15 protein-coding genes are annotated in these 11,941 nt (G+C 62.6%); 8 read left to right on the forward strand and 7 right to left on the reverse strand.

The annotated features are described in order from the left end of the window. The first annotated feature begins 18 nt into the window (after positions 1-18). Together ACQZ5H_RS10280 and ACQZ5H_RS10285 are read left to right on the forward strand one after the other, a co-directional pair. Complete coding sequence (locus ACQZ5H_RS10280) at positions 19-282, forward strand: type II toxin-antitoxin system Phd/YefM family antitoxin (RefSeq protein ID WP_130280153.1); 264 nt, start codon at positions 19-21, stop codon at positions 280-282. Further along, a complete protein-coding gene (locus ACQZ5H_RS10285; protein WP_199625510.1) occupies positions 279-668 on the forward strand; it encodes a type II toxin-antitoxin system VapC family toxin in 390 nt (129 codons plus the stop codon). The genes ACQZ5H_RS10280 and ACQZ5H_RS10285 overlap by 4 nt, the downstream gene beginning before the upstream one ends. A gap of 4 nt (positions 669-672) precedes the next feature. Here ACQZ5H_RS10285 and hutU read toward each other — a convergent pair whose 3' ends face one another. Genes hutU through hutI form a run of 3 tightly spaced genes read right to left on the reverse strand, consistent with a single transcriptional unit; the run spans position 673 to position 5,142 of the window. Continuing rightward, positions 673-2,358, reverse strand: a complete 1,686-nt coding sequence (gene hutU / locus ACQZ5H_RS10290; protein ID WP_449097585.1) for a urocanate hydratase — start codon at positions 2,356-2,358, stop codon at positions 673-675. A 1-nt stretch (position 2,359) separates the two neighbouring features. Next, a complete protein-coding gene (hutH, locus tag ACQZ5H_RS10295) occupies positions 2,360-3,895 on the reverse strand; it encodes a histidine ammonia-lyase (protein WP_449097586.1) in 1,536 nt (511 codons plus the stop codon). Then, positions 3,892-5,142 carry an imidazolonepropionase gene (hutI, locus tag ACQZ5H_RS10300; protein WP_449097587.1) on the reverse strand — a complete coding sequence of 417 codons (1,251 nt, stop codon included), beginning with the start codon at positions 5,140-5,142 and terminating at the stop codon, positions 3,892-3,894. Before hutI ends, hutH begins: the two co-directional genes overlap by 4 nt. Positions 5,143-5,258: 116 nt before the next feature. Here hutI and ACQZ5H_RS10305 point away from each other — a divergent pair, with 116 nt between their 5' ends. The 3 genes from ACQZ5H_RS10305 (at position 5,259) to ACQZ5H_RS10315 (ending at position 8,577) form a co-directional block, all read left to right on the forward strand. After that, complete coding sequence (locus ACQZ5H_RS10305) at positions 5,259-6,605, forward strand: formimidoylglutamate deiminase (protein ID WP_449097588.1); 1,347 nt, start codon at positions 5,259-5,261, stop codon at positions 6,603-6,605. 59 nt (positions 6,606-6,664) lie between these two features. After that, positions 6,665-7,381, forward strand: a complete 717-nt coding sequence (hutC, locus tag ACQZ5H_RS10310) for a histidine utilization repressor (RefSeq protein ID WP_449097589.1) — start codon at positions 6,665-6,667, stop codon at positions 7,379-7,381. A 77-nt stretch (positions 7,382-7,458) separates the two neighbouring features. After that, positions 7,459-8,577 carry an RHE_PE00001 family protein gene (locus tag ACQZ5H_RS10315; RefSeq protein WP_449097590.1) on the forward strand — a complete coding sequence of 373 codons (1,119 nt, stop codon included), beginning with the start codon at positions 7,459-7,461 and terminating at the stop codon, positions 8,575-8,577. A 148-nt stretch (positions 8,578-8,725) separates the two neighbouring features. On the opposite strand, the gene ACQZ5H_RS10320 is transcribed toward ACQZ5H_RS10315, so the two are convergent. The 3 genes from ACQZ5H_RS10320 to ACQZ5H_RS10330 are packed head-to-tail and all read right to left on the reverse strand — an operon-like array spanning position 8,726 to position 10,757. Continuing rightward, the gene (locus ACQZ5H_RS10320) at positions 8,726-9,442 is read right to left on the reverse strand and encodes a Bax inhibitor-1/YccA family protein (RefSeq protein ID WP_112712540.1); all 717 of its coding nucleotides are present in this window, start codon (positions 9,440-9,442) and stop codon (positions 8,726-8,728) included. A 21-nt stretch (positions 9,443-9,463) separates the two neighbouring features. Next, positions 9,464-10,231, reverse strand: a complete 768-nt coding sequence (locus tag ACQZ5H_RS10325) for an anti-sigma factor family protein (protein ID WP_130280139.1) — start codon at positions 10,229-10,231, stop codon at positions 9,464-9,466. After that, on the reverse strand, positions 10,218-10,757 hold the full coding sequence (locus ACQZ5H_RS10330; protein WP_449097591.1) for a sigma-70 family RNA polymerase sigma factor: 540 nt from the start codon (positions 10,755-10,757) through the stop codon (positions 10,218-10,220). The genes ACQZ5H_RS10325 and ACQZ5H_RS10330 overlap by 14 nt, the downstream gene beginning before the upstream one ends. A gap of 117 nt (positions 10,758-10,874) precedes the next feature. On the opposite strand from ACQZ5H_RS10330, the gene ACQZ5H_RS10335 reads away from it, so the two are divergent. From ACQZ5H_RS10335 to ACQZ5H_RS10345, 3 genes are read left to right on the forward strand one after another with little or no spacing between them, the layout of a single operon-like run. After that, entirely contained in the window at positions 10,875-11,114 is a 240-nt protein-coding gene (locus tag ACQZ5H_RS10335; protein WP_112712534.1) for a type II toxin-antitoxin system VapB family antitoxin, read from the forward strand. Further along, complete coding sequence (locus tag ACQZ5H_RS10340; RefSeq protein ID WP_449097592.1) at positions 11,114-11,287, forward strand: PIN domain-containing protein; 174 nt, start codon at positions 11,114-11,116, stop codon at positions 11,285-11,287. The genes ACQZ5H_RS10335 and ACQZ5H_RS10340 overlap by 1 nt, the downstream gene beginning before the upstream one ends. Continuing rightward, on the forward strand, positions 11,280-11,546 hold the full coding sequence (locus ACQZ5H_RS10345) for a type II toxin-antitoxin system VapC family toxin (protein ID WP_449097593.1): 267 nt from the start codon (positions 11,280-11,282) through the stop codon (positions 11,544-11,546). Before ACQZ5H_RS10340 ends, ACQZ5H_RS10345 begins: the two co-directional genes overlap by 8 nt. Here ACQZ5H_RS10345 and cueR read toward each other — a convergent pair. Beyond that, complete coding sequence (gene cueR / locus ACQZ5H_RS10350; protein WP_130280131.1) at positions 11,543-11,938, reverse strand: Cu(I)-responsive transcriptional regulator; 396 nt, start codon at positions 11,936-11,938, stop codon at positions 11,543-11,545. The two genes, ACQZ5H_RS10345 and cueR, sit on opposite strands and share 4 nt — an antisense overlap. Positions 11,939-11,941: the final 3 nt, after the last annotated feature.

An 11,941-nucleotide genomic window follows, 5' to 3' on the forward strand; every position in this document is an offset into this window, starting at 1 on the left:
GTTCAATGAGGTTACGCCATGGAAATCGTCAATATCCATGAAGCCAAGACCAACCTGTCGCGCCTGATGGAGAAGGTCGCTAAGGGCGAATCCTTTATCATCGCCAAGGCAGGCAAGCCGATCGGCAAGGTCGTACCGATTGATGAAGCCGAGAAGCCGAAGAAGCGCCGCATTGGGTTCATGGACGGTCAGATCAAGGTCCCCGACGATTTCGACACGATGATGGCCGAAGAGATTGAAGAGATGTTCTACGGCAATCCCGACAAGTTCAAGGACCGATGAAGCTCCTTGTTGATACGCATATTCTTCTCTGGATGAGCGGCATGTCTTGGAAGCTGCCGCACAAAGCGCGTGAACTGCTCGAAGATGTCGAGAACGATGTCTTTTTCTCAACGGTCAGCATTTGGGAAATTGCAATCAAGTCGTCGCTGAAGCGATTTCCCGATTTCTCTGTTGATGCCGAGAGGCTGAGGCGAACGCTGATAGATCACAGTTACCGTGAGCTTCCGCTAATGGGGGAACATGCCGTTGCCGTCGGCGGACTTCCCCATATTCATGGGGATCCCTTCGACCGCATCCTTATCGCGCAATCGCTCGTCGAGGGACTTTCGCTGATCACCGTGGACAAGACCGTCGCACGATACGGCGGCCTTATCCAATTGGTGTGATCCCTCAGTTCCCCAAAATCCCAGGCAACCGCAGACCCTTTTCCTTGGCGCAATCGATCGCGATGTCGTAGCCCGCATCGGCGTGGCGCATGACGCCGGTGGCCGGGTCGTTCCAGAGGACGTTTCCGAGGCGGCGGGCGGCGTCATCGGTGCCGTCGGCGCAGATGACCATGCCGGAATGCTGCGAGAAGCCCATGCCGACGCCGCCGCCGTGGTGGAGCGACACCCAGGTCGCCCCCGATGCGGTGTTCAGCAGCGCGTTCAGAAGCGGCCAGTCGGAAACGGCGTCCGAACCGTCCTTCATCGCTTCCGTCTCGCGGTTCGGCGAGGCGACCGAGCCGGAATCCAGGTGGTCGCGGCCGATGACGATCGGGGCCTTGAGTTCGCCGTTCCTCACCATCTCGTTGAAGGCGAGGCCGAGCTTGTGGCGGTCGCCGAGGCCGACCCAGCAGATGCGCGCCGGCAGACCCTGGAAGGCGATGCGCTCCCTGGCCATGTCGAGCCAGTTGTGCAGGTGCTTGTTGTCAGGCAGCAGCTCCTTCACTTTCGCGTCGGTCTTGTAGATATCCTCGGGATCACCGGAGAGGGCTGCCCAGCGGAACGGACCGATGCCGCGGCAGAAGAGCGGGCGGATGTAAGCCGGCACGAAGCCTGGGAAGGCGAAGGCGTTCTCGAAGCCTTCGTCCTTGGCGACCTGGCGGATGTTGTTGCCGTAGTCGAGCGTCGGAACGCCGGCATCCCAGAAGGCGACCATGGCTTCGACATGCTGGCGCATCGAGGCGCGGGCGGCATCTTCGACGGCCTTCGGATCGGTTTCGCGCTTCGCCTTGGCTTCCTCGACGCTCCAGCCGACCGGCAGGTAGCCGTTGCGAGGATCGTGTGCCGAAGTCTGGTCGGTGACGATATCAGGCCGTGCGCCGCCGGCCTTCATGCGCTTGACGAGCTCGGGGAAGATTTCGGCGGCATTGCCGAGCAGGCCGACGGACTTGGCTTCGCCGGCCTTCGTCCACTTGTCGATCAGCGCCAGCGCTTCATCCAGCGTCTTTGCCTTTTCATCGACATAGCGGGTGCGGATACGGAAATCGATGCGGGTCTCGTCGCATTCGACGGCAAGGCAGCAGGCGCCGGCCATGACGGCCGCGAGCGGCTGCGCGCCGCCCATGCCGCCGAGACCACCAGTAAGGATCCACTTACCCTTGAGGTTGCCGTCATAGTGCTGGCTGCCGGCTTCGACGAAGGTTTCGTAGGTGCCCTGAACGATGCCCTGGGTGCCGATATAGATCCACGAACCGGCCGTCATCTGGCCGTACATCGCAAGGCCCTTCTTGTCGAGTTCGTTGAAGTGATCCCAGGTCGCCCAATGCGGCACGAGGTTGGAGTTGGCGATCAGGACGCGTGGCGCATCCTTGTGGGTGCGGAACACGCCGACCGGCTTGCCGGACTGAACCAGCAGCGTCTCGTCCTCGTTCAGCGTCTTCAGCGTCGCGGTGATGCGGTCGAAATCGTCCCAGGTGCGTGTGGCGCGGCCGATGCCGCCGTATACGACGAGCTCGTTCGGGTTCTCGGCCACATCGGGATCGAGATTGTTCATCAGCATGCGCAGCGGCGCTTCGGTCATCCAGCTCTTGGTATTCAGCTGGTCGCCGCGCGGCGCACGGATTTCGCGGATGTTGTGACGCGGATTGCTCATCTCAGATCTCCAGGGAAGGAAGGATGTTGGCGGATACGGACGCGTTCAGCGCGCCGGTAGCGATCAGGCTGCTGGCAGCCTCGAGGTCATTGGCCATATAGCGGTCGATTTCGAGCGTCGGCACGACGGTGCGGATCGCATCGATCGCCTTCTGCAGCTCGGGGCTGGTGGCAAGCGGGGCGCGGAATTCGACGCCCTGGGCGGCGGTCAGCGCCTCGATGCCGACGATGCCGAAGAGGTTCTCGGTCATCTGCAGAAGGCGGCGTGCGCCGTGGCAGGCCATGGAAACATGGTCTTCCTGGTTGGCAGACGTCGGCGTCGAGTCGACCGATGCCGGATGCGACATCTGCTTGTTTTCGCTCATCAGCGCGGCAGATGTGACTTCGGCGATCATCAGGCCGGAGTTCAGGCCGGGCTTCTTGGCGAGGAAGGCCGGAAGGCCGTAGGAGAGGGCTGGATCGACCAGAAGCGCGATACGGCGCTGGGCGATCGCCCCGATTTCGCAGACGGCGATGGCGATCTGATCGGCAGCGAAGGCGACCGGCTCGGCGTGGAAATTGCCGCCCGAGACGACGGAGTTGTCGGAGAGAACCAGCGGATTGTCGGTCACTGCGTTCGCTTCGATCTCAAGCGTGCGGGCAACCGAGCGCAGAAGATCGAGGCAGGCGCCATCGACCTGCGGCTGGCAGCGGATGCAGTAGGGGTCCTGCACGCGCTCGTCGCCCTCGATATGGCTCTGTCGGATGACCGAGTTGTCGAGCAGCGCGCGCAGCGCCGCTGCCGTATCGATCTGGCCGCGATGGCCGCGCAGGGTATGAATGTCAGGGTGGAACGGTGCGGAGGAGCCCATCGCCGCATCGGTCGACATCGCGCCGGTGATCAGCGCCGATTGTGCCGCCCGGTGGGCGCGGAAGAGACCTGCCAGCGCCAGCGCGGTGGAGGTCTGCGTGCCGTTGATCAGTGCCAGGCCTTCTTTAGCGGCCAGCACCACAGGCTTGAGCCCTGCCTTCTTCAGCGCTGCAACGCCGGAAAGACGTTCACCGGCGAAGAAGGCTTCGGCCTCGCCCATCATCACCGCAGCCATATGCGCCAGCGGCGCGAGGTCGCCGGATGCGCCAACGGAACCCTTTTCCGGGATCACCGGGATGACGCCCTTTTCGAGCATGCCTTCGATCAGCCGCACCAACTCGATGCGCACGCCGGAAGCGCCGCGGCCAAGCGAGACCAGCTTGAGGGCCATGATCAGCCGAACGACATTCTCAGGCAGCGGCGCGCCGATGCCGCAGCAATGCGACAGGATGAGATTGCGCTGCAGCGTGGCGACATCAGCGGCGTCGATCTTGATCGAGGCAAGCTTTCCGAAGCCGGTATTGATGCCGTAGACCGGGGCATTGCCGGCTGCGATCTCCGCGATGCGGGCCGCGGCTTTGTTGATCCCCGCGTCAAAGGACGCATCGAGTCTGGCCGGTTCGCCGGTCCAGTAGATGGTTTCCAGCTGCTTCAGAGAAACGGAGCCTGGATGGAGGGTGATGGTCAACGGTCGATCCTTTCGCCCTTGAAAACACGTGCATGAAGTGGGTTGAAGCCGATGCGGTAGACGAGCTCGGCTGGGCTCTCGATGTCCCAGATCGCCAGATCCGCGGATTTTCCGGTTTCCAGCGTTCCGGTCTCGCCAAGAAGCCCGAGGGCGCGAGCGCCCTCGCGGGTGGCGCCGGCGATACATTCTTCGACGGTGAGGCCGAAAAGCGTTGCCGACATGTTCATCGTCAGCAGCAGGGACGTCAGCGGCGAGGTGCCGGGATTGCAGTCGGTCGCGATAGCGATCGGCACGCCTGCGGCGCGCAGCGCCTTCACCGGCGGCTTCTGCTTCTCGTTGATGGCGTAGAAGGCGCCGGGAAGCAGCACGGCGACGGTTCCGGCCGCGGCCATGGCCGCGATGCCTTCGTCATCGAGATATTCGAGATGATCGGCGGAGAGGGCGCAGTAACCAGCAGCGAGCTTGGCGCCGCCGAGATTGGAAAGCTGCTCGGCATGGAGCTTGACCGGCAGGCCAAGCGCCTTGGCGCGATCGAAGACGCGGGCGATTTCCTCGGTCGAAAAGGCGATGCCTTCACAGAAACCATCGACGGCGTCGGCAAGACTGCGTTTGTGCGCTTCGTCGAGCGTCGGCAGCACGATGTCGCTGATATAATCGCCGTTGCGGCCCTTGTAGTGGGCGGGCGTCGCATGGGCGCCGAGATAGCTGGTCTTGACGCGAACCGGTCTGATGGTGCCGAGCGCGCGGGCGGCTTCCAGCATCTTCAGTTCGCCGTCGCTCGTCAGCCCGTAACCGGACTTGATCTCGATCGTCGTCACGCCCTCGGAAAGCAGCGTGTCCAGCCGCCGGATCGAGGCCTGAACGAGGCCGTCGACGGAGAGCGCGTTCGTCGCCTTCACCGAGGAAACGATGCCGCCGCCGGCGCGGGCGATCTCTTCGTAGGTCGCGCCTTCGAGACGCATTTCGAATTCCCGGGCGCGGTTGCCGCCATAGACGATGTGTGTGTGGCAATCGACGAGGCCGGGGGTGACCCAGCGTCCCTCGAGATCGGTGATCTCGGCGCGCTCGATCATCGAAACCGGCAGTTCGCCTTCCGGGCCGGCATAAGTGATCCGGCCGCCTTCGGTGACGATGGCGCCCTTCTCGACGATCCCGAGACCGGATTGCGCCGGATTGAGCGTCGCCAGTCTGGCATTGCGCCAGAGGCTCGGCCGCTCCATTTCGCTATGAAGATTATCCCCTGTCATCAGCTTTACGCCTTTCCTTATGTCGAAACATGTATATACATAATAACCGGGTGACAAGTGGAATTTTGGGCGCTTCCATGGAAAAGAAAGATGGACGCCTTCAAAGGGAGCAAGCGATGACGACCCTCCATGCAAAGAATGCCCTGCTGCAAAACGGCTGGCAGAGCGATGTGCGGCTGACGCTGGAAGGCGGCCGGATTGCCAAGATCGAGACCGGCGTCGCGGCTGACGCCGCTGACGAGCGCCATGCGGCGCTGATCCCGGCAATGCCGAACCTGCACAGCCACGCTTTCCAGCGCGCCATGGCCGGACTGGCAGAGGTTCGCGGCCCCGCGGATGACAGCTTCTGGAGCTGGCGCACCGTCATGTACAAGTTCGCTTTGTCGATGACGCCCGAGCATGTCGAGGCCGTCGCGGCGCAGCTCTACATGGAAATGCTGGAAGCCGGTTTCTCCCGCGTCGGCGAGTTCCACTATCTGCATCATGACAAGGACGGCAGCCCTTACGGCGATATCGCCGAGCTTGCCGGGCGGATCGGCGCGGCGAGCACGGAGACGGGGGTCGGCCTGACGCTACTGCCTGTTTTCTATGCCCATTCCGGCTTCGGCGGCACAGCTCCCATCGATGGCCAGCGCCGTTTCATCAACTCCGTCGATGGCTTCGGCCGCCTGATGGAGCGTTGTGCGTCGATCACCGGTAAGCTCGACGGTGCGCATCTCGGGATCGCGCCGCACAGCCTGCGCGCCGCGACGCCGGATGAGCTGAAGGCGATCCTGCCGCTGGCCGGCGATGGCCCGGTTCATATCCATGTCGCCGAGCAGGTGAAGGAGGTCGAGGACTGCATCTCCTGGTCCGGCGCGCGGCCGGTGGAATGGCTGCTGGCAAATGCTCCGGTCGATGGCCGCTGGTGCCTGATCCATGCGACCCACATGACCAATGACGAGACGCGTGGCATGGCAAGAAGCGGCGCGATCGCCGGTCTCTGCCCGATCACCGAAGCCAATCTCGGTGACGGGATGTTCGCAGCGCCGCTCTTCCTGGAAGAGGGTGGCCGGTATGGCGTCGGTTCGGATTCGAATGTGATGATCTCACTGCCGGGCGAGCTCTGCCAGCTGGAATATTCGCAGCGTCTCGGTCGCCGCGCCCGCAATGTCATCGCCGAAACCGGCGGCTCGACCGGCCGCAACCTGTTCGACAATGCCGTCAACGGCGGCAGTGCCGCACTGGCTTCCAACCCCGGGCTAGGCGAAGGCAATGATGCCGATATCGTCTCTCTGGATTGCAGCGCAGTGCCCTATCTCGCCGGCGACCAGCTCTTCGACCACTGGATCTTCGCAGGCGGCGTGCGTGTCGACAGCGTCTGGTCGCTCGGCCGCAAGCAGGTCGAGGGCGGGCGCCATCGCAAGCGCGAGGCGATCAATCGCCGTTTCCTGGCGGCAATGGGCGAACTTCTCTCCGCCTAGGGCTTTCGCTTCTGCGGCATCCGCAATAGAGCGGGAGGGGACGTCAACCGGAGCCTGATATGGCAAGCAAGGATGCCACGCTGCATCAGAGCATCTTGAGCGAGATCGAAGGCCGCATCGTTTCGGGCGAGTGGCCGCCGGGCCACCGCATTCCGTTCGAGGTCGATCTCGCCACTCAATATGGCTGCTCGCGAATGACAGTCAACAAGGTGCTGACCCAGCTTGCCAAGGCCGGGCTGATCGAACGCCGCAAGAAATCCGGCAGCTTCGTCACCCAGCCGCAGGCGCAGTCCGCGGTTCTTGAGATCCACGATATCAAGGCCGAGGTTCAGTCGCTGAACGTGGCCTACAGCTATCGGGTCATCGCCCAGAAAACCCGCAAGGCGAAGGCCGGCGAGGGTCAGCTTCCCGACGTCGCGCCCGGCGCGCCGCTTCGCGAGATCACCTGCGTCCACTTTGCTGGCGCGCTCCCCTTCTGCCTTGAGGAACGCCTGATCAACCTCGAAACCGTGCCGGATGCGGCAGCTGCGGATTTCGCCGAAACCGCGCCCGGTCCGTGGCTCGTGAAACAGGTGCCCTGGACGACCGCCGAGCACAAGATCCATGCCTCACCCGCCAGCAGCAATGCGGCGGATGCGCTGGACATTCCCCGCGGCACCGCCTGCCTCGTCGTCGAGCGCAGGACCTGGAGCAATGCCGGTCCCGTCACCCATGTGCGCTTCACCTATCCTGGTGATCGCCACGCGCTCGTTGCCCGTTTCAGCCCGGCTTCCTGAGATTTGATCGGCGCGCCGGTTGCGAATCATGGGTCAAATAGCGGAAGTAAAGGTCGAAATGACTTCCGGAAAATGACGTGCGCTACGAGATCGACAATGCCCTTCTGAAAAGCCTTCTGCCTGCCGTGGTGCAGGCGGAGGACATGTTGGCGCGTGTCGATGAACGGGCGGCGCGCTCGCCGGTTGGCGAAGGCTTTGCCGAACGTGGCCACTTCTTCGATGCCGCGGGCGCCCTTTGGGTGGCGGGCGAGCTCGTGCATGTCGAGGATCTCGTGCTCCACGACGCGCATATGGACAGCCGCACGCCGAGCCACGAGCTGACGATCGCCCATGCGGTGCTACGCGCGCGGCGCCGCATCTGGACCGCCGACCCCGCCTGGGCGCTGAGCGCTGCCGGTCTCAACGCACTGGCCGGGGCGGGGCTGGACGAGGGCACGGCGTTGGAGACCAAGGGTTTTGCCGCTGCTACAGAAGAGGCGGATGAGCCCGATCAGCTGCTTTCGGCCGAGCTTGCGGAAATCGACGCGGTACTCGCCCGCTCGCAGCGACTGCTCGATGCCCATATGGGCAAGCCTGTCGAGGCCGAGGAAGAGCGGCCGAAGGAGAAGCGCAGCGACGATCCGCTCGGCCTTTTCGGCGATGACGAATGGGATGAGGGGCAGCGGCTTGCCGATTGGCGCGGTGTGCTGCCGCTCGCGGGCGAGCTGCCGCCGGTTCTCGCCGCCGCCGTTCTTTTCGACGCTTGGGAGCGGATCGAGCCGCTGCGACGCCAATCCTGGCTCGGCGGCCTGCTGGTCTCCAGCCATCTGCGGGCGCGGGGAAAGGTGTCCTCGCACCTCTTTTCCTTCTATGCCGGCTTGAAGAGCGTCCGCCACGAGCGGCGCCGCTCGCGTGACCGGCTGACCCGGCTTCTCGCCTTCCTGGAAGCGATGAGCGACAGTGCTGCCACCGGCCTCAAGGAGATGGACCGCCTGCTGCTCGCCCGCACGCAGATGGAGCTGCGCTTCAGGGATCGCCGCTCGAACAGCAGCCTGCCGCAACTGGCGGAGTTCGTGCTATCGCGGCCGATGGTATCGTCGGCGATGGTTGCCAAGCAGCTGAAGGTCACCAGCCGCGGCGCGCTCAATCTGCTGAACGAGATCGGCATTCGCGAGATCACCGGCCGCGGCCGCTACCGCGCCTGGGGCATCATCTGATCTGCACTATAAAGTCCACCCGGAATGCAAAAAGGCCGAAGCTTTCGCTCCGGCCTTTTCCTTTAAAGGGTGAACGCCCGGCCCGCCATCCTGTCACAGATTGCGGACCGGGCGCTCTAGCGCTTCCATTGCCCCCAGAAGCGCAGTCCTATTCCCGCTCGCCCGTGAAGTTGAGCAGCAGCTGGAAGATGTTGACGAAGTTCAGGTAGAGAGACAGAGCGCCGAAGACGGCAAGCTTCTGGTTCGATTCCTGATCATGGTTTTCGGAATACTGTTCCTTGATGTTCTGCGTGTCCCAAGCGGTCAGGCCGACGAAGACGACGATACCGATGACCGAGATGGCGAACTGCAGTGCAGACGAGCCAAGGAAGATGTTGACGATGCTGGCGATGACGACGCCGATCAGGCCCATCATCAAGAACGAGCCGACCTTCGCCAGGTCACGCTTGGTGACGTAGCCATAGAGGCTGGTCGCGCCGAACATCGTTGCGGCGATGAAGAAGGTGCGGGCGATGCTCGTGCCGGTGAACACCAGGAACACCGAGGCGAGCGACAGGCCCATGACGGCACAGAAGGCCCAGAAGGTCATCTGCGCAGCACTTGCCGACATCGTCTGGATTTTGAACGAGAAGAAGAAGACGAAGGCGAGCGGAGCCAGCATCACCACCCACTTCAGCGGCGACTGGAAGATCGGCACGTAGAGAGCTGGCGTCGAGCCGACGATGAAGGCGACGATGCCGGTGATGACAAGGCCGATGCCCATGTAATTGTAGACGCGCAGCATATGCTGGCGGAGTCCCTCGTCGAAGAGGGCCTGCGAGCCGGCGGCAGAGCCGTAGCCGTAACGCGGGTTGATCTGGTTCATTCTGATCTCCTCGGTTTCAAACTAGTACAGCGAACGGGCAAGGCCTTCGGCCGCCCTATCGAGGTTGGAACCACCGTCACCGGCAACGAGGGCATAGGCCACTTCGCCGATTTGCCAGTAGGCGGCTTCTGCATTGTCGAGCGCGAGATGACCAACCGGTTGCACGGCAAACGCCCCCGGCCTGACGGCAAACAGCGAAAGCTGCTTCCCGTCCGCTTCCTGGATAGCCATCTCAACGCTCGGGCCGAATTCCGACGGGAAGATCTGAACATCAGAGACCTTCCAGCCCTTCGGCAGCTCGGGCATGGTAATTGCAGTCGCCGCACGAATTTCGTCGGCGTTGTAATGCGGTGCCGTCTGCGACGGCATGGTCTGGCGCAACTGCGCCGTCTGGTAGGCGCGAACGGCGTCTTCGACATAAGCCGGAGCCGGTGTCGAGGCAGCCACTTCGGTCGCCGTGAAGGCACCGAACGAAGTATGCGCGACCCAGCCGGCGGCTACGAGCACGGCGACGGCAGCAATCCGCTGAACCGTATGCAGGATGCGGCCGTAGGAAAGGCCACGCTCCAGGCGCCGTGCGGCATCGCGCGTCTCGATCCGGCCGAATGTATCCTCGCCGGCGAGCGCCAGGCGCAGTTCACCCTTCATGCTGAGATCGGCCATCACCTTGGCGGCGATGTCAGGGTTCTCAGAGAGGTAGGATTCCACCTGAATGCGGCGCGCAACATCGAGCTCGCCGTCAACATAGGCGTCGAGATCGGTATCGATGATCGGATCAACTGCTTTCATTGCTGTTCCCTCCGATTAAGCGCAGGTGCGAAACGCGCGGCGTCTTCTCCTCGAATTCCCGAAGCTGAGCGCGGGCACGCGAGATGCGCGACATCAGCGTACCCACGGGAATGCCGAGCGATGCCGCGGCTTCCTGATAGGACAGGTCTTCGATGGCGACGAGATGCAGCGCCTCTCGCTGTTCTTCCGGCAGGTTGAAGAAGGCGTCGCGAACCTGCTGGAGGCGCACGGCGTGCTCCTGTCCTGCCGGAAGCGACTGGTCCGCCTCGAGGGCCGCTTCGTCATGCCTTCGTGTGATCGACCGGTTCTGGCGAACGCGATCGATATGAGCGTTGTGGACGATGGAAAGCAGCCACGTCCGAAGATTGCCGCCGCCGCGGAAGCTCTGACGCTTCTCGTAGGCACGCACCAGCGCATCATGCACCAGGTCCTCGGCCTCATCCGAATTGCGCACCAGGGCGCGCGCATAGCGCCTGAGCGCTGCGAGCTGTCCGATGACATCGAATGGGCGTTCTTTCCGTTCCATGATTGAGTATACGGATGCTGGCCGGGATTTATTCCACGGCCTCATCAAATTTTTTCGAGTTCTTGGCGCGAGCCTGTGTAGACGCTATATTGTGTATGTCTACACAAGGATGCTGACATGCCGCTAAATATCAGAAATGAGCGCGTCAATCAGCTGGCTGAAGAGCTGGCGGCCAAGATGCACGTCAATAAAACCGAGGCTGTTCTCCTTGCGCTGGAAGGTGAACTTCGCCGTCACGATGAGAAACTGCCTCTTGCCGCGCGGCTAAAGCCGCTGCAGGCGCAGATTGCTGCTCTGCCTGATAATGACGTGGTGCTGGACAAGGCCTTCTTCGACGAACTGAGCGGCGGTTACTGATGTTCGTCGATGCTTCGGCAATGCTGGCTATCTTGCTGCAGGAGCCCCAGTCAGACCGCTTCATCCGGGCGCTCGAAGAAGCCGCGCCAGGATCGCTCTGCACATCCGTTATTGCAGTCTGGGAAGCCGCCGCAGCGCTCTATCGCAAGAAGTCTCAGGGTTTCCATGGCTGAGGCTCAAGAAAGACTGGATGCTTTTATCCGGCTGGCGGATATCGCCGTGCTGCCTGTCACGCCTGATGACAACGGCCTTGCGCTGAAAGCCTTCGACCTTCATGGCAGGCACCGTCATGCCGATGACAAGCGCAATGATGCACTCAATCTTGCAGATTGCTTTCATTATGCCGTCGCGAAAGGCCGGAACCTGCCGATCCTCACCAAGGATGCCGGCTTCGCCTTGACGGATATCAGGGTGATCGGCGTGGATTTCTAGACCTTCGCCCCCTCTGAAAGCTCCTCCAGTATCGGGCAATCCGGCCGGTCGTTGCCGTGGCAGGCGTGGACGAGATGTTCCAGCGTGCGGCGCAGTTCCATCATTTCGCGGATCTTCTGGTCGATCTCGGTAAGCTTGGTCTGGGCGATGTCCTTGACGTCGGCGCTGGCGCGGCTCTTGTCTTCATAAAGCGCCAGCAGCTGGCGGCATTCCTCGACGGAAAAGCCGAGGCCGCGGGAGCGCTGCAGGAAGCGCAGCTTGTGGACGTCAGAGATATCGTAGTCGCGATAGCCGTTTCCGCCCCTTTCGGGGCGGATCAGGCCGATATCCTCGTAATAGCGGATCGTCTTTGCCGGAAGTCCGGAGCGATCGGATGCTTCGCCGATATTCATCGA

The sequence above is a fragment of the Rhizobium sp. 21-4511-3d genome, from assembly GCF_053522545.1.